Source organism: Streptomyces sp. NPDC030143 (assembly GCF_055573695.1).
Genome location: NZ_JBVIAY010000001.1, coordinates 574,875 through 597,015 on the forward strand (window position 1 = coordinate 574,875; position 22,141 = coordinate 597,015).

The 22,141-nt window shown below is 73.6% G+C and carries 17 protein-coding genes and 1 pseudogene; 9 read left to right on the forward strand and 9 right to left on the reverse strand.

What is annotated here, in order from left to right:
* Positions 1–88: 88 nt before the first annotated feature.
* Entirely contained in the window at positions 89–973 is an 885-nt protein-coding gene (locus ACZ4YY_RS02535; RefSeq protein WP_468282830.1) for a LysR family transcriptional regulator, read from the reverse strand.
* Positions 974–1,045: 72 nt separating this feature from the next.
* Between ACZ4YY_RS02535 and ACZ4YY_RS02540 the strand changes: the two are divergent.
* A pseudogene (locus ACZ4YY_RS02540) lies at positions 1,046–2,008 on the forward strand (DMT family transporter); the annotation flags it as partial.
* Here the strand turns inward: ACZ4YY_RS02540 and ACZ4YY_RS02545 are convergent.
* Positions 1,914–4,919 carry a bifunctional [glutamine synthetase] adenylyltransferase/[glutamine synthetase]-adenylyl-L-tyrosine phosphorylase gene (locus tag ACZ4YY_RS02545; RefSeq protein WP_468282833.1) on the reverse strand — a complete coding sequence of 1,002 codons (3,006 nt, stop codon included), beginning with the start codon at positions 4,917–4,919 and terminating at the stop codon, positions 1,914–1,916. The pseudogene ACZ4YY_RS02540 and the gene ACZ4YY_RS02545 sit on opposite strands and share 95 nt — an antisense overlap.
* Before the next feature lie 341 nt (positions 4,920–5,260).
* Here ACZ4YY_RS02545 and ACZ4YY_RS02550 point away from each other — a divergent pair, with 341 nt between their 5' ends.
* From ACZ4YY_RS02550 to ACZ4YY_RS02560, 3 genes are all read left to right on the forward strand, one after another.
* Complete coding sequence (locus tag ACZ4YY_RS02550) at positions 5,261–5,590, forward strand: hypothetical protein (protein WP_468282836.1); 330 nt, start codon at positions 5,261–5,263, stop codon at positions 5,588–5,590.
* 103 nt (positions 5,591–5,693) lie between these two features.
* Positions 5,694–6,137: a VOC family protein gene (locus ACZ4YY_RS02555; protein WP_468282839.1), complete on the forward strand. Its 444-nt coding sequence runs from the start codon at positions 5,694–5,696 to the stop codon at positions 6,135–6,137.
* Positions 6,138–6,258: 121 nt separating this feature from the next.
* Positions 6,259–7,758: an FAD-binding protein gene (locus tag ACZ4YY_RS02560; RefSeq protein ID WP_468282842.1), complete on the forward strand. Its 1,500-nt coding sequence runs from the start codon at positions 6,259–6,261 to the stop codon at positions 7,756–7,758.
* 332 nt (positions 7,759–8,090) lie between these two features.
* On the opposite strand, the gene ACZ4YY_RS02565 is transcribed toward ACZ4YY_RS02560, so the two are convergent.
* The 3 genes from ACZ4YY_RS02565 to ACZ4YY_RS02575 form a co-directional block, all read right to left on the reverse strand.
* Positions 8,091–8,597: a hypothetical protein gene (locus ACZ4YY_RS02565; RefSeq protein ID WP_468282845.1), complete on the reverse strand. Its 507-nt coding sequence runs from the start codon at positions 8,595–8,597 to the stop codon at positions 8,091–8,093.
* Between the two features lie 64 nt (positions 8,598–8,661).
* Positions 8,662–9,117, reverse strand: a complete 456-nt coding sequence (locus tag ACZ4YY_RS02570; RefSeq protein WP_468282848.1) for a GNAT family N-acetyltransferase — start codon at positions 9,115–9,117, stop codon at positions 8,662–8,664.
* 289 nt (positions 9,118–9,406) lie between these two features.
* Positions 9,407–10,594 carry a globin domain-containing protein gene (locus ACZ4YY_RS02575; protein WP_468282851.1) on the reverse strand — a complete coding sequence of 396 codons (1,188 nt, stop codon included), beginning with the start codon at positions 10,592–10,594 and terminating at the stop codon, positions 9,407–9,409.
* A gap of 327 nt (positions 10,595–10,921) precedes the next feature.
* Between ACZ4YY_RS02575 and glnA the strand changes: the two genes are divergently transcribed.
* The gene (glnA, locus tag ACZ4YY_RS02580; protein WP_468282854.1) at positions 10,922–12,283 is read left to right on the forward strand and encodes a type I glutamate--ammonia ligase; all 1,362 of its coding nucleotides are present in this window, start codon (positions 10,922–10,924) and stop codon (positions 12,281–12,283) included.
* A 223-nt stretch (positions 12,284–12,506) separates the two neighbouring features.
* Here the strand turns inward: glnA and ACZ4YY_RS02585 are convergent, their stop codons facing one another.
* Positions 12,507–12,947 carry an RrF2 family transcriptional regulator gene (locus ACZ4YY_RS02585; protein ID WP_468282857.1) on the reverse strand — a complete coding sequence of 147 codons (441 nt, stop codon included), beginning with the start codon at positions 12,945–12,947 and terminating at the stop codon, positions 12,507–12,509.
* A gap of 177 nt (positions 12,948–13,124) precedes the next feature.
* On the opposite strand from ACZ4YY_RS02585, the gene ACZ4YY_RS02590 reads away from it, so the two are divergent.
* The 4 genes from ACZ4YY_RS02590 to ACZ4YY_RS02605 all read left to right on the forward strand — a co-directional run bounded on the left by ACZ4YY_RS02590 (position 13,125) and on the right by ACZ4YY_RS02605 (position 18,451).
* Complete coding sequence (locus ACZ4YY_RS02590; protein ID WP_468282860.1) at positions 13,125–13,790, forward strand: DUF3105 domain-containing protein; 666 nt, start codon at positions 13,125–13,127, stop codon at positions 13,788–13,790.
* Positions 13,787–14,404, forward strand: a complete 618-nt coding sequence (locus ACZ4YY_RS02595) for a DUF305 domain-containing protein (protein ID WP_468282863.1) — start codon at positions 13,787–13,789, stop codon at positions 14,402–14,404. The genes ACZ4YY_RS02590 and ACZ4YY_RS02595 overlap by 4 nt, the downstream gene beginning before the upstream one ends.
* Positions 14,405–14,669: 265 nt before the next feature.
* Positions 14,670–16,610: a S53 family peptidase gene (locus tag ACZ4YY_RS02600; RefSeq protein WP_468282866.1), complete on the forward strand. Its 1,941-nt coding sequence runs from the start codon at positions 14,670–14,672 to the stop codon at positions 16,608–16,610.
* A gap of 86 nt (positions 16,611–16,696) precedes the next feature.
* On the forward strand, positions 16,697–18,451 hold the full coding sequence (locus ACZ4YY_RS02605) for an NAD+ synthase (RefSeq protein WP_468282869.1): 1,755 nt from the start codon (positions 16,697–16,699) through the stop codon (positions 18,449–18,451).
* Positions 18,452–18,904: 453 nt separating this feature from the next.
* On the opposite strand, the gene ACZ4YY_RS02610 is transcribed toward ACZ4YY_RS02605, so the two are convergent.
* From ACZ4YY_RS02610 to ACZ4YY_RS02620, 3 genes are all read right to left on the reverse strand, one after another.
* Positions 18,905–20,122 carry an MFS transporter gene (locus ACZ4YY_RS02610; protein ID WP_468282872.1) on the reverse strand — a complete coding sequence of 406 codons (1,218 nt, stop codon included), beginning with the start codon at positions 20,120–20,122 and terminating at the stop codon, positions 18,905–18,907.
* Positions 20,123–20,219: 97 nt separating this feature from the next.
* Positions 20,220–21,278: an endonuclease/exonuclease/phosphatase family protein gene (locus ACZ4YY_RS02615; protein WP_468282874.1), complete on the reverse strand. Its 1,059-nt coding sequence runs from the start codon at positions 21,276–21,278 to the stop codon at positions 20,220–20,222.
* A 124-nt stretch (positions 21,279–21,402) separates the two neighbouring features.
* On the reverse strand, positions 21,403–22,092 hold the full coding sequence (locus tag ACZ4YY_RS02620) for a TetR/AcrR family transcriptional regulator (RefSeq protein WP_468282877.1): 690 nt from the start codon (positions 22,090–22,092) through the stop codon (positions 21,403–21,405).
* Between the last annotated feature and the right edge of the window lie 49 nt (positions 22,093–22,141).

The following is a 22,141-nucleotide window of genomic DNA, read 5'->3' on the forward strand; positions in this document are numbered from 1 at the left end:
AGGCCCGTCGCGCGGGTGCGCCGCCTCGCGCGCATCCGCTCCGGGGCGCGGCCCGTGCGGCGCGGCGCGGCGACGGCCCGCCGGCCGGTCAGACCTCGCCGGCCGCCCGCAGGGCGCCGATGAACGCCTGGAGCGCCGGCTGCGGTGGGGCGCTCTCGCGCACCGCCGCGTGGATGACGCGGACGGGAACCGGGTCGCGCACCTCGCGGACGGTCACTCCCGGGTGCCGGCTGCCGAGGCCCAGGCGGGGGATCAGGGCGACCCCGAGGCCCGCCGCGACGAACCCCTGCGCGGTGACGTAGTCCTCGCTCTCGACGACGAACCGGGGCCGGAATCCCGCGGCCGCGCAGGCGTCGAGCTGGGCGTCCCGGCACGGCCCCGGCCACTCGCTGCCGACGAACGCCTCCTCGGCCAGCTCCCCCAGCCGCACGCTCCGGCGCGCAGCGAGCCGGTGCCCGCGCGGCAGGACGGCGAGGTAGGGATCGTCCAGCAGGTGCGCGAGCCGCAGCCCGTCCCCGGGCTCCGCCCGCACCACCAGGGCGAGGTCGGCGCGGCCCTCCCGCACGTCCGGCAGCGCGCGCTCCGGCTCGCTCAGTCCCAGCTCGACCCGCACCCCCGGATGCTCCTCGCGCAGCCGCGCCACGGCGGGGGCGACCAGACCGGCCCCCGCGGTGGCGAAGTAGCGCACCGCCAGCCGCCCCGAGCGCCCGGCCAGCAGATCGGCCAGCGCGGCCTCCGCCTCGGCGACCTGGCGTCCGATGGCCTCGGCGTACTCGGTGAGCAGCAGCCCCGCCGCCGTGGGCCGCACTCCCCGCCCCACCCGCTCCAGCAACTCGGCCCCCGCCTCCCGTTCCAGGGCGGCGACCTGCTGACTGACGGCGGAGGGCGTGTAGCCCAGCGAAGCCGCCGCCCCGGTCACCGACCCGGCGGCCACCACGGCCCGCAACACCTGCATCCGCCGCACATCGAGCATGCAGTCCACCTTAACGAACCATCCAGAACTTTTCACTTGTCCTGTATCAACGGGTGGACCACGGTGGGGGCCATGCCCCTCTCCTCGACCCTCCGCATGACCGCCCTGGCGCTTCTGTGGGGCTCCGGCTTCCTCTGGATCGAGCTGGCCCTCACCCACGGTCTGACCCCGGCCCAGATCACGATCGCCCGCTGCGCCCTGGGCACGGCCGTGCTGCTGCTCCTGGCCCGCAGGGCGGGCCAGCGTCTGCCCCGCGACCGCGCCACCTGGGCCCGGCTCGCCGTGGCGGCCCTGTTCTGCAACGCCCTGCCCTTCGCCCTGTTCAGTCTGGGCCAGCAGACGGTCGACTCGGGTGTCGCGGGCGTCCTCAACGCCACCACACCCCTGTGGTCGCTCCTCATCGGCGTCCTGCTGGGCACCGACCGCCCCCTGCACCCCCTGCGCCTGACCGGCCTCGTCCTGGGCTTCGCCGGCACACTGCTGATCTTCGCCCCCTGGCACCGCTCCGGCCTGCTGACCTGGGGTGCCCTCGCCCTGCTGGCCGCCGCGGCCAGCTACGCGGTGGCCTTCGCCCACATGGCCCGCACCCTCACCGTCCGGGACGCCCCGCTCGCCCTGTCGGCGGCCCAGCTCCTCGCCGCCACGGCCTGGACCGGTCTGGCCCTTCCCGCCGCCGGCCCCCTGCGCCCCGACCTCACCGCCCTGCTGGCCGTGACGGCCCTCGGCACCCTGGGCACCGGCGTGACCTTCTACCTCAACTACCGCCTGATAGCCGACGAGGGCCCCACCACGGCGGCGACGGTCGGCTATCTGCTGCCGGTCGTCTCGGTGACCCTCGGCGCGGTGTTCCTCGACGAGGCGGTGAGCGGACGCGTCCTGGCCGGCATGGTGGTGATCCTCGCGGGGGTGGCGCTGACCCGCACCCCGCGGCGAGCGGGCCTCACCCTCCGTAGAACAGCTCGTCCACCACGCCCCGGGCCCGCCGCGCCGTCCGCCGGTACCCGTCCAGCAGCTCCCCCACATGCCCCGGCCCGTACCCCAGGTACCGTCCGACCGCGGCCAGCTCACGGCTCTCCGACGGAAACGTGTCCCCCGCCCGCCCCCGCACCAGCATCACCGCGTTCCGCACCCGCGTAGCCAGCACCCACGCCTCGTCGAGGATCGCCGCGTCGTCCGCGCCGAGCAGCCCGGCCTCCCGGGCGGCCCGCAGGGCCTCCCGGGTCCGGGTCGTGCGCAGCCCCGGCCGCTCCCACCCGTGGCGCAGTTGCAGCAACTGCACGGTCCACTCCACGTCCGACAGCCCGCCCGGCCCCAGCTTGGTGTGCAGCTTGGGGTCGGCACCGCGCGGCAGCCGCTCCGACTCCATCCGCGCCTTGAGCCGCCGGATCTCCCGTACGGACTCCTCCCCCAGACCGCCCTCCGGGTAGCGCAGGGGATCCACCAGCGCGAGGAACCGCCGTCCCAGCTCCTCGTCCCCCGCCACCACCTCGGCCCGCAGCAGCGCCTGCGACTCCCACACCAGCGACCAGCGCCGGTAGTAGGCCTCGTACGACTTCAGGGTGCGGACGAGCGGGCCGGACTTGCCCTCCGGCCGCAGGTCGGCGTCGATCAGCAGCGGCGGGTCGGCGCTCGGGATCTGCAGCAGCCGCCGCATCTCGGAGACGACCCGGTTGGCCGCCCGGCCGGCCTCCCGCTCCTCCACGCCCTCCCGGGGCTCGTGCACGAACAGCACGTCCGCGTCCGACCCGTAGCCCAGTTCGTGCCCCCCGAAGCGGCCCATGCCGATGACGGCGAACCGGGTGGGCAGCGTGTCGCCCCAGCCCTCCCTGACCACCGCCCGCAGGGTGCCGGCCAGGGTGGCCGCCGTCAGATCGGAGACGGCCGCCCCCACCCGGTCGACCAGCGCTCCCTGGTCGGCTTCGGCGGGCTGGGCCTCGGTGCCGTAGGAGCTGACGATGTCCCCCGCCGCCGTCCGGAACAGCTCACGCCTGCGCACCCCGCGGGCCGCGGTGACCGCCTGCTCCGCGTTCCCGGCGCGTCCGACGGTCGCGAGGATCTCCTGCTCCAGGTGCGGGCGCCCGCGCGGCATCAGGCCACCGCCCTCCCCGCCGTCCCCGTCGCCGAGCAGCGCGACCGCCTCGGGTGCGCGCATCAGCAGGTCGGGGGCGAGCCGCCCGGCGGAGAGCACCCGGGCGAGGTTCTCCGCGGCGGCCCCCTCGTCCCGCAGCAGCCGCAGGTACCAGGGCGTCTTGCCCAGCGCGTCCGACACCTTGCGGAAGTTGAGCAGGCCCGCGTCGGGATCGGCGGAGTCGGCGAACCAGCCGAGCAGCACCGGCAGCAGGGTGCGTTGGATGGCGGCCTTGCGCGTCACCCCCGACGACAGCGCCTCCAGGTGCCGCAGCGCCGAGGCGGGATCGGCGTACCCGAGCGCCACGAGCCGCTCGCGGGCCGCCTCCATGCTCAACCGCGCCTCGCCGGAGGCGAGTTGGGCGACGGCGTCCAGCAGCGGCCGGTAGAACAGCTTCTCGTGCAGCCGCCGTACGACGGCGGCGTGCCGCTTCCACTCGCGGTTCAGCTCGCCGATCGGATCGGTGCGCAGCCCCAGCGATCTCCCGAGCCGCCGCTGGTCGGCCTCGTCCTCGGGCACCAGGTGCGTGCGCCGCAGCCGGTACAGCTGGATGCGGTGCTCCATGGACCGCAGGAACCGGTAGGCGTCGTCGAGCTGCACGGCGTCCACCCGGCCGACGTACCCGCCCGCGGCGAGCGCCTGCAACGCGTCGAGTGTCGTACCGCTGCGCAGCGAGGGATCCGTGCGCCCGTGCACCAGCTGGAGCAGCTGCACGGCGAACTCGACGTCCCGCAGTCCGCCCGGGCCGAGCTTCAGTTCGCGCTCGATCTCGGCGGCGGGGATGTTCTCCACGACCCGGCGCCGCATCTTCTGCACGTCGGCGACGAAGTTCTCCCGCTCGGCGGCCTGCCACACGAGCGGTTCCACGGCGGCGACGTACTGCTCGCCGAGCGCGAGGTCGCCGGCGACCGGCCGGGCCTTGAGCAGGGCCTGGAACTCCCACGTCTTGGCCCAGCGCTGGTAGTAGGCGAGATGGCTGCTCAGCGTCCGCACCAGCGGTCCGTTGCGTCCCTCGGGCCGCAGGTTGGCGTCGACGGGCCAGATCGACCCCTCCACCGTGGTCTCCGAGCAGATCCGCATCATGTGCGAGGCGATCTTGGTGGCGGCCCGCAGGGCCTTGCCCTCGTCGGCCCCCTCGACCGCCTCGCCGACGAAGATCACGTCCACGTCGGAGACGTAGTTCAGCTCGTGTCCGCCGCACTTGCCCATCGCGATCACCGCGAGCCGGCACAGCGCGGCCTCCTCGGGCGCGGCGGCCCGCGCGAGGGCGAGGGCCGCGCGCAGCGTCGCGGTGGCCAGGTCGGCGAGCTCGGCGGCGGTCTGGGCGATGTCGGTGGTCTGACACACGTCCCGGGCGGCGATGGACAACAGGCAGCGCCGGTAGGCGACGCGCAGCGTGACGGGGTCGGTGACCTCGGCCAGGCCCCGCTCGAACTCCTCCACCCCCGGGTGCAGGTCCCGCGGCTCGTAGGTGACCAGCGCCTCCCAGTCCCGCGGGTGCCGGGCGAGGTGGTCGGCGAGGGCCGCGGAGGCGCCCAGCACCCCCAGCAGCCGGTCCCGCAGCGGCTTGGCCGCGATGAGCGTGTCCAGCAGTCGGCGCCGGGCGGTCGCCTCCGGCTGCGCCTCCAGCAGCCGGACGAGCCCGTGCAGCGCGAGGTCGGGGTCGGCGGTCGCGCCGAGCGCCTCCAGCAGGAAGGGGTCGCTGCGCACGGGCGCGAGCTCGGCGCTGTCCAGCAGCCGCTCGGCGGCGGAGGCGTCGGTGAAGCCGTGCCGCAGCAGCCGTGTGAAGGTACTGCTCCTGCGCCCCGGCGTCATCATCCCCGGCCCTCCTCGTACGAACGGCTCCGATCAAGGTCGTACAGGCCCGAGCCTAACCGGAGAGCCTGGGGGAAGCGCCGGGACGGGCACCGATGTTCCGCTTGTCCGGCCGGTCCGGCCTGTGCAGGGAACGACGCGAGGAGGGTGCCCGATGTCCGTTCGCCCTCAGACCGATCGCCAGGGATCCGCCGGCCCGCAGCCCACCCACCGGCGGTCCGACCGCCCGCAGACCCATGACCCACAGCCCACTCACCCGCCATCCGGCCGCCCACCGAGCGACGGCCTCCGGACCGATGCCCCACCGGCCGACGGCCCGGAGACTCATGGCACACCGAAGACCGGTGGCCCAACCGACCGATCACGCGCGGTCCGCCCGTCCCGGGGCCGGCCGCCGCCCCCGGACCCGTCTCGATGCCCGCTACGGCGACGAGGCGGCGGCCGCGACGCCGTGGCCGCAGGCCGAGGCCCGGCTCGCCGCGGCCGAGCTGTTCTGGATCTCGACGGTACGGCCGGACGGACGGCCCCACGTCAGCTTCTGGCGTTTCGAGGTGCGCGACGGGCTGTTCCACCACGGCGCCGGGGACGCCGTCGTCCTCGCGGTGGCGCCCCGCACGGTTTTCGGCTTCGGTAAGGGGGAGCCGTTCAGCCAGACGCGGTGGCGGTTCGACTGACACCCTGTGGGGACGCCCCCGTCCCCGGGTGCGGCACCCTGCCGGTACGACGCGGTCGTGGGCGGCCGGCGACCGGTGTGACAGGTGACCGAGAGGAGCAGCCATGCACTACACGCTCGAAGTGATCCCGCTGCCCGTCAGCGACATTGACCGCTCCCGCGACTTCTACCGGGACCAGGTCGGCTTCCACGTGGACATCGACCAGGAGGTGATGCCCGGCATGCGGATCGTGCAGCTGACACCGCCGGGCTCGGGCTGCTCGATCGCCCTCGGCGACAGCATCTGGGAGATGGCGCAGGGCGCCCGCCCGGCCCCCGGCTCCTACCAGGGCCTCCAGCTGTGCGTGGCCGACATCGAGGCCGCTCACGCGGAACTCGTCGCACGCGGTCTGGACGTCTCCGAACCCGTCCGGTACGCCCCCGACGACGGCGCCACCTTCATGTACTTCACGGACCCGGACGGCAACGGCTGGGCGATCCAGGAGTACCGCCGCCGGGCGACGGAACCGCTGCACCAGGTCCTGGCGGAGCTGTCCGCGCGGCGCTAGCCGGCACCGCGAGCGGGCCCGCTCCACCGCTGGTGGCGGGAACCGCGTACCTGACCGCACGAACTCCCCTAGGCTGACGCGGATTTCACCATTTCCGCACATCAGAGGGGGGAGTGTGCGCATGACTCGCACACCGTCCAGACGTACCGTCCTGCGCGGCCTCACGGCCACCGGGGCGGCCGTGACCGGCTTCTGCACCGCCACCCGGAGCTGGGCCGCGACCGCCCCGGCGGCCGGAGCGGAGTCCGCCAGCGCGACCGGGGCCGCGACCCCGGCCGCGATTCCGCGGCTGGACGGCACGCTCGTCACGGACGAGTCGTCGCTCGCCGCCGCGGCCGACGACTACGGCCACATCGTGCACCGCCGTCCGGTCGCCGTGCTGCGCCCGGGCTCGGTCCGCGACGTCGTCACCATGATCCGCTTCTGCAACGACCACTGTCTGCCCGTCGCGCCGCGCGGCCAGGGCCACGCCCCCTACGGTCAGGCGCAGGTCCAGGGCGGCCTGGTCATCGAGACCACGCCCCTCGCGGGCATCGGCCCGCTGGGGCCGGACAGCACCACCGTCACCGTGGGCGCCGGCGCCAGGTGGAGCGACGTCGCCCGGGCCACGCTCGCCCACGGCCTCACCCCGCCGGTCTTCACCGACTACCTCGAACTCTCCGTCGGCGGCACCCTGTCCGTGGGCGGCCTGGGCGGCCAGGCCCACCGTTACGGCGCGCAGGTCGACAACGTCACCGCGCTGCGCGTCGTCACCGGCGCGGGCGAACTGGTCAGCTGCTCGCCGTCGCGGCGCCCCGACCTCTTCCACGCCGTCCTTGCCGGCCTCGGCCAGTGCGCCGTCATCGTCGAGGCCACACTGCGCCTGGTGCCCGCGCCCGCGACCGTACGCCACTACCTGCTGACCTACGACGACCTGGAGACCTACCTCGCCGACCAGCGTGCCCTGGTCGAGGAGGGCCGCTTCGACTACGTGGCGGGCCAGGTCTTCGCGAACGCCGAGGGCGCCTTCCGGGTCTACGTCCTGGAGGCGGTGGCCTACGGCCCGCCGGTCGGCCCCGCACCGGACGACGCGGCCCTGCTGCGCGGGTTGCGCCACCTGCCCTCCGGCGTCGAGAGCGCCGATCTCGGCTACTGGGACTTCCTGGACCGGCTGGCCCCGCTCATCGCCGCCCTGAAGGAGGCCGGCGTCTGGACGTACGCCCATCCCTGGCTCAACCTCGTCCTCCCCGGCGAGTCCGCCGCCGAGCTCAGCTCCCGGGTGCTGGACGGCCTCACCCCGGCCGACCTGGGTCCGGGCGTCATCCTGCTGTACCCCCTGCGGCGCGACCGTCTCACCCGCCCGATGTTCCGCACCCCCGACGATCCCGTGCCCTACCTGTTCGACGTGCTGGGCGCCATCCCGCCCGACGACACCGCCACCGTCGACCGCATCCTGGCCGCCAACCGGGCCGCCTACGAGGCCACCGCGGCGGCCGGCGGCACCCAGTACCCCGTCGGCAGCATCCCCTTCACCCGGGCGGACTGGCGCGCCCACTTCGGCACGGCCTGGCCGCGGCTGGCAGCGGCGAAGCAGACCTACGACCCGCGGGGGATCCTGGTGCCGGGTCAGGGCATCTTCTGATCCGGTGCGCCGTCGCGCGCGAGGCCGACGCGGCGGGTCAGGGCGCCCTCTGACCTCGCACGGCGTCGCGCGCGCCCCCGGCGCGGTGGGCCAGGGCACGGTTTCCCGCCCTTTTCGACTCCGCGCGCGGGTGCGGCGCGCCCGCGGAGGGGCATCCCCCCTGCCCCCGCACGGCGCCGCGGCGGCCCCGGCGCGCCCGGGCAGGGGCATCCTCTGCCCCCGCGGCGTCGCGGGACCGGCGCCCCGGACCGTCGGCCCGGCGCCGTGTGGTCGTCGAGCCCCGTCTTCCCGAGCCCTGCCCGCCGTCTTCCGCCGCCGCGCGGCGCGAGCGGTCAGGGGGCGTTGAACTCCGTGACCCGCCAGACCGAGCCGATGCGGCCTACACGCAGCCAGGTGTATCCCTGCGGGCAGTCGATGTCGACGCGGACGGAGTCCGGGCCGTCCTCGGGGTCGCCGTCGACCTGGTAGCTGCCCGCCGAGTCGACGCAGTCGGCCTGCGTGAACACGTACCGCTCGTCCTCCGCGAGCTCGGCCATCGCCTCGGGACACGACCCGCCCCGCCCGGACGCGTAGGACCGCAAGCGCGCGTCGGCCAGCCCGCAGGCCAGCTCCGTGTCCCCGCCGGCCAGGGCCCGCGCGAACTGCCGCGCGGCGTCCTGGGCGGTGGCGGCCGGCTCGACGGGGGCGGGTGTGGTGGCCGCGGTGGTCGCGGAGGCGGACGCGGAGGCCGTCGAGGACGCGGAAGCCGGTGCGTCACCCGAGGACGCGGCGCATCCCGCGAGGGCGGTCAGGACCAACAGGGTGGCGGTGGTGAGACGGAGGCGGCTGTCGGTGATCACCCGGGCACCCTAGCAATGGGCCCGTCCCCGGCCCGAGTTGACGGCGGCCACCCCGAGTCGGACGTCATCGGCGCTGCCCGGGGCCGTGAGCGCCCCGCGGCGTGCCGGCCCGCGGATCCGGGGCCGCGTAACACAAGGCCTCGATGCTCTGCCCTTCGCCGTAGTGGTGCACGGCCCGGCCGGTCCTGAGCCACCCGAGGCGTTCGTAGAGACGGACGGCGGCCGTGTCCTTGACCATGACGTCGAGGACCAGGCGGCGGTCGTGGCTCAGGGCGTGGTGCATGGCCGTCCGCACCAACCGCTCGCCGAGGGCGCGCCCGCGTGCGTCCCTGACGACGAAGAGGCGGGCCAGCACGCCGATGCGGTGTTCGGCGTCCCCGCCGCGCCGGGCCCACAGGCGCACGGCGTCCTCACCGCGCGGCCGCAGCACCGCGACGTGGCCGACGATCCCCCTGTCCGATTCGGCGACCCAGGAGGCCAGGACGTCGTCCGACCGCAGCCACGCCTCCGGCCGGGCCACCCCTCGACCGGGTAGCCGTCGGTGGCGTGCACGGCGGTCAGCGCGGCTGCGGCGCCGGGGAGGTCCCCGTCCTCGAAGGGGCGGACGGCTGTGTTCTCCACGCAGGACTCCTCGGCCGCTCTGTGTTCGGTCGGTCCATTCCTGGTGCAGTCCCGTCCGGTCCGCACGGTGTCCGCGCCTCGTCGCGCCGAACGGCTCGGCGCGCCGCCGGTGTTCGCCCCACCGCAGGCCGCCGGGCGAGGTCTCGGCAGGTGCCGGCCCGATCAGGCGGGCATGGTGCAGGGCCCCCTCAGGTCCCCGCGAGCCACAGGTCCGGCCCGAACACCTCGTAGTGGACGTCCGCCGGGGCCACCCCCTTGGCCAGGAGCTGCGCCCGCACCGCCCGCATGAACGGCAGCGGACCGCACAGGTACGCGCGCGTGCCGGGGCGCACGGGAACGTCGGTGAGGTCGGCGCGGCCGGTGTGCGCGCCCTCGGGAGCGTCCTGCTCGTACCAGAGGTGGACGTCCGCCCCGGAGAGCTTCGCCGCGCAGGTCTCCTGGTCGGCGCGCAGGGCGTGGTCGGCCGGGGAGCGGTCGGCGTGCACGACGGTGACGGGGGCGGTGTGACCGGTGGCGGCGAGGTGCGCCAGCATCGCGACCATCGGGGTCACGCCGATGCCGGCGGACGCGAGCAGCAGCGGGGCGTCCGGGGCGTCGTCCAGGACGAGGTCGCCGCAGGGCTCGGAGAGCTCCAGGACGCTGCCCTCGCACGCGCGCGTGTGGAGGTGACGGGAGACCTCGCCCTCCGGGGCCGTGCCGTCGTGGACGCGTTTGACGCTGATCTGGCGCAGGGCCGGGCCGGGCGCGCCGGAGAGGGTGTACTGACGGGCCTGGCGGGCGCCGTCGGGGAGTTCGACGCGGACGGAGACGTACTGGCCGGCGCGGAAGTCGCGGACCGGGCCGCCGTCGACGGGGCGCAGGCGCAGGGTGACGACGTCGGCGGTCTCGGGCACTCGCTGGACGACCTCCCACGCGCGCCACTGCGCCGCGCTGCCACGCTCCTCGTACAGCCGCTGCTCGATCGCTGTCAGCGCGTTCGCCATCAGCCAGTAGACCTCCGTCCAGGCGGCCGCGACCTCGGGGGTGACCGCCTCGCCGAGGACGTCCGCGATGGCGGCGAAGAGGTGCTCGTGGACGACCGCGTACTGCTCGGGCGCGATGCCCAGGGAGGCGTGCTTGTGCGCGATGCGGGCGAGCATCGCGTCGGGGCGGGTGCCCGGGTGCTCGACGAGGTGCGTGGCGAAGGCGGCGATGGAGCCGGCCAGGGCCTGCCGCTGGGTGCCGGCGGCCTGGTTGCCTCGGTTGAACAGGTCGCGCAGCAGGTCGGGGTGGGCGGCGAAGAGTCCGGCGTAGAAGCGCTCGGTGATCTCGCCGATGGCCGCGCCGACGGCGGGGAGTGTGGCGCGGACGGTGGCTGCGGACCGCTCGGACAGCATGGGGCCTCCTCGGGGCTCGCCGGGACTTCCGCTCGGCGGCCGGCTGTCCGGCACGGTATTAAAACTTGCATCCCAGATGCAAATTAAAAGCACGGGGCGGGCCGCCGGGGACCCGGGCATTACGGATGTCGCTGCGAGCAGGCAAGATGGGCGACAGAGCAGCACACCCGTACCAGCGGCGCGCGAGGCGTTCAGGCCCGGGTCGGTCGGGCGATCATGGTCCGCAACGCGCACGAAACGGTGGTGTGGTGTGATGCTCAGGTGCCCGACCGCCTCCCGTGGGACGGGGGACAGGCGGCCTGACCAGCAAGGATGGGGAAGCGGAAGATGGACAAGCAGCAGGAGTTCGTACTCCGGACGTTGGAGGAGCGCGACATCCGGTTCGTACGCCTGTGGTTCACGGACGTGCTGGGCTTCCTCAAGTCCGTCGCCGTGGCCCCGGCCGAGCTCGAGCAGGCCTTCGACGAGGGCATCGGCTTCGACGGCTCCGCGATCGAGGGCTTCGCCCGCGTCTACGAGTCCGACATGATCGCCAAGCCGGACCCCTCCACCTTCCAGGTCCTGCCGTGGCGCGCCGAGGCCCCCGGCACCGCCCGCATGTTCTGCGACATCCTCATGCCGGACGGCTCCCCCTCCTTCGCCGACCCGCGGTACGTCCTCAAGCGCGCCCTCGCCCGCGCCTCCGACCTGGGCTTCACCTTCTACACGCACCCCGAGATCGAGTTCTTCCTGCTGAAGGACCGCCCGCTCGACGGCTCGCGCCCCACCCCGGCCGACAACTCGGGCTACTTCGACCACACCCCGCAGAACATCGGCATGGACTTCCGCCGCCAGGCGATCACCATGCTGGAGTCGATGGGCATCTCGGTCGAGTTCTCCCACCACGAGGGCGCCCCCGGCCAGCAGGAGATCGACCTGCGCTACGCCGACGCGCTCTCCACGGCCGACAACATCATGACGTTCCGCCTGGTCATGAAGCAGGTGGCGCTGGAACAGGGCGTCCAGGCGACGTTCATGCCGAAGCCGTTCTCCGAGCATCCCGGCAGCGGTATGCACACCCACCTGTCCCTCTTCGAGGGCGACCGCAACGCCTTCTACGAGTCCGGCTCGGAGTACCAACTGTCGAAGGTCGGCCGGTCCTTCATCGCGGGCCTGCTGAAGCACGCGGCGGAGATCTCCGCCGTCACCAACCAGTGGGTCAACTCCTACAAGCGCATCTGGGGCGGCTCCGAGCGCACCGCCGGTGCCGGCGGCGAGGCCCCCTCGTACATCTGCTGGGGCCACAACAACCGCTCCGCCCTGGTCCGCGTCCCGATGTACAAGCCCGGCAAGACCGGCTCGGCCCGCATCGAGGTCCGCTCCCTCGACTCCGGCACCAACCCCTACCTGGCCTACGCGATGCTCCTGGCCGCCGGCCTCAAGGGCGTCGAGGAGGGCTACGAACTCCCGCCGGGCGCCGAGGACGACGTCTGGGCCCTGTCCGACGCCGAGCGCCGCGCGATGGGCATCGAGCCCCTCCCGCAGAACCTCGGCGAGGCCCTGACCCTGATGGAACGCAGCGACCTGGTCGCCGAGACCCTCGGCGAGCACGTCTTCGACTTCTTCCTGCGCAACAAGCGCCAGGAGTGGGAGGAGTACCGCAGCGAGGTCACCGCGTTCGAGCTGCGGAAGAACCTGCCGGTGCTGTAAGGGCAGGTCAAAACAGGTTTGCCGCCGTTTCGGCGGGTGGGGCCGACGGTCGCGGACCGCCGGCCCCGTGGCGTGTCGGGCCGCGCGGTGCGACGGCTGCGGCGGCCGGCGAGAGGTCCGGGTGCTCCGGGCGGCCGGGTCCGCGATCCCGCGACCCTCGCTGTCCGGTGGGAGCGGGTGTGCCGACGAGCGTCACGCTCCCCTGCGTCCGGCGATCCGTCCGCTACCGCCCGGGCCCGGTGATCTCCAGCAGCAGCGCGCCGGTCGGTTCCGCCACGATGTCCGAGACCGTGACGGGGTCCAGGGACGCGAAGAACGCCTCCTGGGCGCGGCGGAGGGCGCCGCGCAGGCGGCAGGCCGTGTTCAGGGGGCAGGGGGTGGCGCCGCCCTCGCAGTCGACGACGTCGCCGTCGCCCTCGAAGGCCCGGACGACGGCGCCGACGGACGCCGTGCGGCCGCGCTCGGCCAGTGCGAGGCCACCACCGCGGCCCCGGCGGGCCTCCAGCAGCCCCATGTGCTGGAGTTCGGCGACGACCTTCGCGGCGTGGGTGTAGGGGACGTCCATGGCGGCCGCCACGTCACGGGTCGTGGGGCTGTTCCCGCCCGCCACCGCGAGCCGCATCAGCACGCGCAGCGCCAGGTCGGTGGATCTCAAGAGCCGCATGGGAGGAAGCGTAGATAATACGCATCTGGGCTGCAAAATTAGGCGGCCCCGCCTCCCCCGTCCCCCCGTTCCCCCTTCTTGGCCGTGATCCGCCTACGGGATCGCCCCCGTCTGCCCTTACCATCAGCGGACGCGCACGACCCCCTCGCCCCCGTCGCCCCAGAAGGACAGGCCCCCATGGGTTCCGCCAACACCAGCACCGACGCGGCGCGCAAGGCCCGCATAGAGCACATGCGCCGCGCCGAGCGGGCACGTGAGCGGCGCAACCGGATCCTCGTGATCACGGCGAGCGTGGTCGCGGTGGCCGGGCTCGTCGCCGGCACCGTGGTGCTCGTGCGGTCGCAGTCGGACGACGGCGGCTCCACGACGGCCGACGCCAAGGCCTCGGGGCAGTTCGTCACGGGGGCGGACGGCGTCAGGACGTGGAAGGGGACCCTCGGCCGCACCCACGTCACCAGGACCGTGAAGTACCCGACCGTGCCCCCGGTCGGGGGCGACCACCACCAGGCGTGGATGAACTGCAACGGCGACGTCTACACCAAGGCGATCGACGACATGAACGCCGTGCACTCGCTGGAGCACGGCGCGGTCTGGGTGACGTACAACAGCAAGGCCCCGAAGGCGGACGTCGACGCGCTGGCGGCGAAGGTCGAGAAGACCCCGTACACGCTGATGAGCCCGGTCGACGGGCAGGCCGACCCGATCATGCTCACCGCGTGGGGGAACCAGCGCACGGTGACCGGGGCGAGTGACCCGAACGTGAACGCGTTCTTCGAGAAGTTCGTGCAGGGAGAGCAGACGCCCGAGCCGGGCGCCGCGTGCACGGGCGGTCTGTCGCAGTGAGGTACGCGGGAGTCGCCGTGGCGGTGGCCGGGGTGCTGGTCGCGGCCGGGGCCGTCAGCTACTCGGCGGCCGGGGACGACGGCGGCTCCGAGGTCCCGTCCGCCGACTCGGCCGACGCCGGCTTCGCCCGGGACATGGCGGTGCACCACCAGCAGGCCGTGGAGATGGCGTACGTCGTGCGCGACCGCACGCGGGACGAGGAGGTGCGCCGGCTCGCCTACGACATCGCGCAGACGCAGGCCAACCAGCGCGGCATGCTGATCGGCTGGCTGGACCTGTGGGGGCTGCCGAAGGTGTCCTCGGCCGAGCCGATGGCGTGGATGGGCATGGGCGGCACGGCCTCCGGCGAGGACGGCGCCCTGATGCCGGGAATGGCCACCGACGCCGAGATGAAGAAGCTGGGCACGCTCAACGGCCGACAGGCCGAGGTCTTCTTCCTCCAGCTGATGACGGACCATCACAAGGGCGGCATCCACATGGCCGAGGGCTGTGCCGCCGCGTGCTCGGTCGGGGTGGAGAAGCGGCTCGCTCGGGGCATGGTCGAGGGACAGCAGTCGGAGCTCCAGCTGATGGCGGACCTGCTCACGTCCCGCGGGGCCGCGCCGCGCCCTTAGGGCTCCGAGCGCCTGATCAGACACTCAGAGGCGCAGGACCCCTGGAAGCTCCGGGGGTGCCGCAGGTGTCGGGGGCACCGGGGGCGAGCCCGGACCGAGGGGGACTTGTCCGTCAAATCGGCGCACGCAGAAGGCACTTGAGGGCTTCTTGGCCCGGGCAGGGTTCTTCTTGGCCCACCCATTCCCCTGGCATGAACGGTTCATCGAGAGAGTGGCCGACGTCGAGTGATCCACTCGCGACGAACCGTCAGAAACTGGGGGTCCCATGAGATCCAACCGTGCCGCGCTGCGGGCCGGGGTGAGCATGGCAGCGACACTGCCCATGATCGCCGGCGCGTTGACGCTCGGCATACCCGCGGCGCACGCCGCGGACACCCCGTCCCGTGACACGCTGGCCGGGACCCGGCCGGCGTGGGCCACGCCCAGGGCGGACGAGGGCGCGACCCCGGACAACGCCCCGGTCACCGCCCGGGTCTACCTCGCCGGACGGGACGCCGCCGGCCTCGCACGGTACGCGAGGGCGGTCTCCGACCCGGCCTCCCCCACGTACGGCGCGTACCTCTCCGCCCAGCAGGCCCAGGCCCGCTTCGGCGCGACGAAGGCCCAGGTGGCGGCAGTCAGGGCATGGCTGACGGCGGCCGGGCTGAAGGTCACGGGCGTCTCGCAGCACTACGTCTCCGTCACCGGTGACGTGGCCTCCGCGGAGAAGGCGTTCGGCACGCAGCTGCACGACTACGCCAAGGGGTCGAAGACCTACCGCGCGCCGGCGTCCACGGCCTCCGCGCCGGCGAGCCTGAACGGCGCGGTCCTCACCGTCACCGGCCTGGACAACGCCCCGCACAAGGCGAACGCCAAGGACCAGTTGCCGCCGCCGGACGCGGTGTTCCGCAACGCCGGGCCGTTCTCCACGTACCACGGCTCGAACGTGGCGACCTCACTGCCGGACGCGTACGGCACCAGGATCCCGTACGCCGTGCGGGGTTACACCGGAAAGCAGCTGCGCACCGTCTACGGGGCCGGCACGCGCACCGGCAAGGGCGTGCGGGTCGCCATCACCGACGCCTACGCCTCGCCGACCATCGCCTTCGACGCGGCCACCTACGCGGTGAAGCACGGTGACGCGGCCTGGAAGACCGGCCAGCTCACCCAGGTGCTGCCGAAGGGCTACACGCGGACCGACGAGTGCTCGGCGGCGGGCTGGTACGGCGAGGAGACCCTCGACGTCGAAGCCGTGCACGCGGTCGCTCCGGACGCCCACGTCACGTACGTCGGCGCCGCCTCCTGTTACGACGACGACCTGCTGGACTCGCTCGGCAAGATCGTCGACAACCACCTGGCCGACATCGTCTCCAACTCCTGGGGGGACATCGAGGCCAACCAGACGCCGGATCTCGCGGCCGCCTACGACCAGGTCTTCCAGCTCGGCGCGGTCGAGGGCATCGGGTTCTACTTCTCCTCCGGCGACAACGGCGACGAGGTCGCGAACACCGGCACCAAGCAGGTCGACACCCCGGCGGACTCGGCGTGGGTGACGGCGGTCGGCGGCACCTCGCTGGCGGTCGGCAAGGGCGACCGGTACCTGTGGGAGACCGGCTGGGGCACCGAGAAGGCGACCCTGTCGGCCGACGGCAGGAGCTGGACCGACTTCCCCGGCGCGTTCACCTCCGGCGCGGGCGGCGGCACCAGCAGGACGGTCGCCGAGCCGTCCTACCAGAAGGGTGTCGTCCCGAACGCGCTCGCCACGGCCGTCAACGCCACCGGCAACCGCGTGGTCCCGGACATCTCGGCGATCGCCGACCCGAACACCGGCTTCCTGATCGGGCAGACCCAGACCTTCCCCGACGGGTCGCAGCAGTACGACGAGTACCGCATCGGCGGCACCTCGCTGGCCGCGCCGGTCATCGCGGCCGTCCAGGCCCTCGCCCAGCAGGCCCGCGGCGGCGGGGCCATCGGCTTCGCCAACCCGGCGATCTACGCCAGGTACGGCACGCGGGTCTACCACGACGTCACCGACGACCCGACGGGCTCGGGCCTGGCGGTGGCGCGCCTCGACTACGTCAACGGCTACGACGCGGCCGGCGGCATCGCCACCTCCGTCCGAAGCCTCGGCAAGGACAGTTCGCTGTCCGCCGTGAAGGGCTACGACGACGTCACCGGCGTGGGCACGCCCGCCGCCGGCTACGTCGAGTCGTACCGCGGGCGCTGACGAGGCGGCCCCGTGCAAGGGGTGGCGTGGGGCAGCCGACACCCCGCGCCACCCCATCGCGTCGGTTTGACGATTACACTGGGCGCGTGCCTCAACTTCGTCTCGCCCTGAACCAGATCGACGCGCGTGTCGGTGACCTCGTCGGCAACACGGAAACGATCCTCCGCTGGACCCGGCACTCCGCCGAGCAGGGAGCGCACCTCGCGGCGTTCCCGGAGATGGCGCTGACCGGCTATCCCGTCGAGGACCTGGCCCTGCGCCCGTCCTTCGTCGACGCCTCCCGCGCGGCCCTGCGCACGCTCGCCGAGCGCCTGGCCGAGGAGGGCTTCGGCGAACTCCCGGTGATCGTCGGCTACCTCGACCGGTCGGAGACCGCCCAGCCGAAGTACGGCCAGCCGGCGGGCGCCCCCCGCAACGCGGCGGCGGTGCTGTACGGCGGCGCGGTGGTGCTGACCTTCGCCAAGCACCACCTGCCGAACTACGGCGTGTTCGACGAGTTCCGCTACTTCGTGCCGGGCGACACCATGCCGGTCGTGCGCGTGCGCGGCGTGGACGTCGCCCTGGCGATCTGCGAGGACCTCTGGCAGGACGGCGGCCGCGTCCCGGCGGCCCGCTCCGCCGAGGCCGGACTGCTGATCTCCGTCAACGCCTCGCCGTACGAGCGCAACAAGGACGACACAAGGCTGGAGCTGGTGCGCAAGCGCGCCCAGGAGGCGGGCTGCACCACCGCCTACCTCGCCATGATCGGCGGGCAGGACGAGCTGGTCTTCGACGGCGACTCGATCGTCGTCGACCGGGACGGCGAGGTGATCGCGCGGGCACCGCAGTTCTCCGAGGGCTGCGTGGTCCTGGACCTCGACCTGCCGGCGGCCTCGGCCGACGCACCGACGGGTGTGGTGGACGACGGCCTGCGCATCGACCGGGTGGTGCTGTCGGAGGAGCCGGTGCCCGCCTACGAACCGGAGCTGACCGGCGGGTACGCGGAGCGGCTGGACGACGACGAGGAGGTGTACTCGGCGCTGGTGGTGGGCCTGCGGGCGTACGTCGCCAAGAACGGCTTCACGTCGGTGCTGATCGGCCTGTCGGGCGGGATCGACTCGGCGCTCGTCGCGGCGATCGCGTGCGACGCGCTGGGCGCGCAGAACGTGTACGGCGTCTCCATGCCGTCGAAGTACTCCTCGGAGCACTCCAAGGGGGACGCGGCGGAGCTGGCCCGGCGCACCGGGCTGAACTTCCGGACGGTTCCGATCGAGCCGATGTTCGACGCGTACATGTCCTCACTGGGACTGACGGGGCTCGCGGAGGAGAACCTCCAGTCGCGGTTGCGCGGGACGCTGCTGATGGCGATCTCCAACCAGGAGGGGCACATCGTGCTCGCGCCGGGCAACAAGTCGGAGCTGGCGGTGGGCTACTCGACGCTGTACGGCGACTCGGTGGGCGCGTACGGGCCCATCAAGGACGTGTACAAGACGTCGATCTTCCGGCTCGCGCAGTGGCGCAACCGGGCGGCGGCCGAGCGGGGACAGACCCCGCCGATCCCCGAGAACTCCATCACCAAGCCGCCGAGCGCCGAGCTGCGGCCGGGGCAGGTCGACACGGACTCCCTGCCGGACTATCCGGTCCTGGACGCGATCCTCGAGCTGTACGTCGACCGGGACCAGGGCGCGGACGCGATCGTCGCGGCGGGGTACGACCGTGAACTGGTCGTGAAGACCCTGCGCATGGTGGACACCGCGGAGTACAAGCGGCGGCAGTACCCGCCGGGTACGAAGATCTCGGCGAAGGGGTTCGGCAAGGACCGGCGGCTGCCGATCACCAACGGGTGGCGGGAGTCGGTGTAACCGGCGCCCCCGGCTGCCTGCCGGCCGGGGTGCGGTGACGGGGATACCGGGTTCCAGCCGCTTGCCCGCTGCCGGGCCGCCTGCCCGGGTGCCGGGCCGCCGTGCCGCGGTTGCCGAGCCGCCGTGCCGCGGTTGCGGGGCCGCCGTGCCGCGGTTGCCGGGTGCCGGGCCGCCCTGCCGGGTGCTGACGGCCCTCGGGTGCGGGTCCGTCGTGGCCGGGCGCGCCGTTCCCCGCGCCCCCGAAAGGGCGGGACTACGACCCCCGCCCCAGACCGGCGCCCGGCGATCGGCCACCGCGCCGGGCCGCCCTGCCACGTCTGACAGCCCTCGGGTGCAGGTCCGTCGTGGCCCGGCGCGCCGTTCCCCGCGCCCCCGAAAGGGCGGGACTACGGCCCCCGCCCCGAACCGGCGCCCCTGGAGGGGCCGGGTGCGGGGGTGGGGGGGGTCCCGTGCCTAGCGGTGGGCCGCTTGGGGTTCGCGGGGGCGGGCCGTGGCGACGATCCGGGCCCGGCCGCCGGTGAGGCCACGGCGTCGGTCCACGCCATAGGCCACGGCCGCCACGGCCACTCCGAGAGCCGCCAGGGCCGCGCCCGCGAGCGCCGGGGAGGTGACGCCGAAGCCCGCCGCGAGGGCCAGGCCGCCGATCCAGGCACCGCCGGCGTTGGCGAGGTTGAAGGCCGCCTGGTTGGCGGAGGAGGCCAGGGAAGGGGCCGAGGAGGCCTTCTCCATCACCATCAGCTGGAGCGGCGAGCCGGTGACGAACGCGGCGACGCCCAGCAGGGTCACCCCCAGCGCGGCGCTCCACGGCGCCGCCATCAGCAGCGGGAACAGCGCGAGGACGGCCACCAGGGAGATCAGCCCGCCGAACAGCGTGCCGCGCATCGCGTGGTCGGCGAGCCGACCGCCCACCAGGTTGCCGACGGTCGCGCCGACGCCGAACAGCGCCAGCAGCATCGTCACGCTGGAGTCGGCGTACCCGGCGGAGTCCGTGAGCATCGGGGTGATGTAGCTGTACGCGGAGAACAGCGCGCCGAAGCCCGCGACGGTAGTGCCGAGGGCCAGCCAGACCGGCAGCGACCGCAGGGCGGCCAGTTCTCCGCGCAGGCCGGTGGCGGAGGCGTGCGTGCGGTCGTGCGGGATGAGCAGCGCCAGGGCGACGATCGCCGCCACGCCGATCACGCTGACGCCGAGGAAGGTCGCCCTCCAGCCGAGGTGCTGGCCCATGAGGGTGGCGACGGGCACGCCGGCGACGTTGGCGACGGTCAGGCCGAGGAACATCAGCGACACCGAGCGGGCCCTGCGGTCCGGGGCGACCAGGCTGGTGGCCACCACCGCGCCCACGCCGAAGAAGGCGCCGTGCGGCAGACCGCTGAGGAAGCGGGCGACCAGCAGGGAGCCGTTGTCGGGGGCGAGGGCGGACAGCGCGTTGCCGGCCACGAACAGGCCCATCAGGGAGATCAGGACCGTGCGGCGGGACAGCCGCGAGGTCACGGCGGCCAGCAGCGGGGCGCCGACGACGACGCCCAGCGCGTACGCGGAGACCAGGTGTCCGGCCGTCGGGATCGAGAGGTGCAGGTCGTCCGCGACGTCGGGCAGCAGGCCCATCATCACGAACTCGGTGGTGCCGATGCCGAAGGCACCCACGGCCAGGGCGAGCAGGGCCAGGGGCATGAGAGGGCCTGTGCCTTTCAGTGAGGGGGTTCGTCCGTCATGAAATCACTATGTTCAAGTACGGAACAAACTCGCCTCGGCACGGTATTCCGGGAGGCTACGGTGTGGTGACCTTCACACGAGCCGCGACCGGCAGGTGGTCGCTGCCGGTCGCCGGCAGGGTCCACGACGTGACCGGTTCCACACCCGTCACCATGATCTGGTCGATGCGCGCCATCGGGAACGACGCCGGCCAGCTGAAGCCGAAGCCGCTGCCCGCCGCGCCCTGCGCGGAGCGCATCTGGGAGGTGACGGCGTTCAGCGAGCGGTCGTTCATCGTGCCGTTGAGGTCGCCGAGCAGGACCTTGCGGCTCAGCGGGTCGGCGGCGATCGCCTCGCCCAGCGCGTCCGCGCTCTTGTCGCGCTGCCGGGCGGTGAACCCGGCCTGGAGCTTCACCCGCACCGACGGCAGGTGGGCGACGTAGAAGGCGACGGGCCCCTCGGGCGTGGCCACCGTCGCCCGCATCGCGCGGATCCAGCCCAGCTTGATGTCGACGTCCGCGATGCCGCTCATCGGGTACTTGCTCCACAGCCCGACCGTGCCCTGCACCGAGTGGTACCGGTAGGTCGCCGCCAGCGCCTTCTCGTACACCGGCACCGCCGAGGCGGTCAGCTCCTCCAGGGCGAGCACGTCCGCGCCGGAGGCGGCCACGTCACGGGCGGTGCCGGACGGGTCGGCGTTGTCGGCGTTGACGTTGTGCGTGGCGACCGTGAGGTCGCCGCCGGTGGCGGTCTTGTCGGTGAGCAGCCCCCCGAAGAGGTTCAGCCAGACCACCGCCGGGAGCACCACCGCGATCACCGCGGTCGCGGACCGGCGCAGCAGGGCCAGCACGAGCAGCAGCGGCACGAAGACGCCCAGCCAGGGCAGGAACGTCTCGGTGAGGCTGCCGAGGTTGCCGAAACGGTTCGGGATGCGGGAGTGGACGAGCATCACCAGGGAGAGCAGCAGCGCGAGGGCGGCGACGACGAGGCCGCGGCGCCAGATCCGCGGATCGCCGCGCCAGCCCGACGTCAGCCGGGTCGCGAGGCGTCCGAGCAGGCTCCGGAGCCGGGTTCCCGGACGCTCGGGCCCCGAGCCGCCGTTGTCCGTCTCCGTCATGTATGCCTGCTGCGCCATACCGTCGCCTCACTGCCTGCCGTGCACACCGTCTCTCCCCCGTGGGTATGACCCTAGGGGATGATCGGTTCCCATCCTGCCGCCCGGTGGCGGCCGTACGGGCACGAGGACGACCGGCGCGGCGTCAGGGGTTCCGGTCGTGGGGGGGCGGCGTCCGCTCTGTGACGGAACCCGCACATTCGGTGGGGGCGTCCGGTGAACTGACGGGCCGTAGGCCGGCCAGCAGCGCGTCGACGATGTCCTCGGCGAGGCCCTCGGGGAGGTCGCCGTCCGGGTGCAGCACGGCCCGGACGAGCATGGGGCCGAGGACGATGTCGTACATCAGGTCGAGGTCGAGGTCGGTGCGGAGTTCGCCGTTCTCCCGGCCGCGGCGCAGGACCGCCAGGCCCATCCGGCGGCGCGGGGCGACGACCGTGTGGTGGTAGGCCGTCCACAGGCCGGGGTTGGTCTTCATCTGCGTGCGGACGTTGTGCAGGAGCGCCGAGGACCGGTCGGCCAGTCCGCGCCGGCGCAGCGACTCCAGCAGGACGACCAGGTCGTCGCGCAGGGAGGTGCCGGGGAGTTCGAGGTCGTCCGGCTCAGCGGCCCGCAGGACGTCGGCGAACAGTTCCCCCTTGCCGCTCCAGCGGCGGTAGATGGTCGCCTTGCCGACGCCTGCGGTGCGGGCGATCCGCTCGATGGACAGCTCACCGAGCGGGATTCCCTCCTCCAGCAGCTTCATCGTCCCCTCGATGATGGCCCGTTCCGCCGTCTCGCTGCGGGGCCGCCCGCGCCCGGGCTGGTCCGCGGCGGTGCGGTTCTCGGCGAGGCTCACGTCCGTCCGTCCCTTCTTCGCGCTGGGGGGATTCTCGCTCAGCGGACGG

Bases quoted from the DNA above. Each gene is read 5' to 3' on its own strand.
- ACZ4YY_RS02615 (WP_468282874.1), bottom strand. From the start codon at position 21,278: ATGGCGCAGCAGGCATACATGACGGAGACGGACAACGGCGGCTCGGGG.
- ACZ4YY_RS02585 (WP_468282857.1), bottom strand. From the start codon at position 12,947: ATGCGGCTCTTGAGATCCACCGACCTGGCGCTGCGCGTGCTGATGCGG.
- glnA (WP_468282854.1), top strand. From the start codon at position 10,922: ATGGACAAGCAGCAGGAGTTCGTACTCCGGACGTTGGAGGAGCGCGAC.
- ACZ4YY_RS02545 (WP_468282833.1), bottom strand. From the start codon at position 4,919: ATGATGACGCCGGGGCGCAGGAGCAGTACCTTCACACGGCTGCTGCGG.
- ACZ4YY_RS02560 (WP_468282842.1), top strand. From the start codon at position 6,259: ATGACTCGCACACCGTCCAGACGTACCGTCCTGCGCGGCCTCACGGCC.
- ACZ4YY_RS02610 (WP_468282872.1), bottom strand. From the start codon at position 20,122: ATGCCCCTGGCCCTGCTCGCCCTGGCCGTGGGTGCCTTCGGCATCGGC.
- ACZ4YY_RS02535 (WP_468282830.1), bottom strand. From the start codon at position 973: ATGCTCGATGTGCGGCGGATGCAGGTGTTGCGGGCCGTGGTGGCCGCC.
- ACZ4YY_RS02590 (WP_468282860.1), top strand. From the start codon at position 13,125: ATGGGTTCCGCCAACACCAGCACCGACGCGGCGCGCAAGGCCCGCATA.
- ACZ4YY_RS02600 (WP_468282866.1), top strand. From the start codon at position 14,670: ATGAGATCCAACCGTGCCGCGCTGCGGGCCGGGGTGAGCATGGCAGCG.
- ACZ4YY_RS02575 (WP_468282851.1), bottom strand. From the start codon at position 10,594: ATGCTGTCCGAGCGGTCCGCAGCCACCGTCCGCGCCACACTCCCCGCC.
- ACZ4YY_RS02555 (WP_468282839.1), top strand. From the start codon at position 5,694: ATGCACTACACGCTCGAAGTGATCCCGCTGCCCGTCAGCGACATTGAC.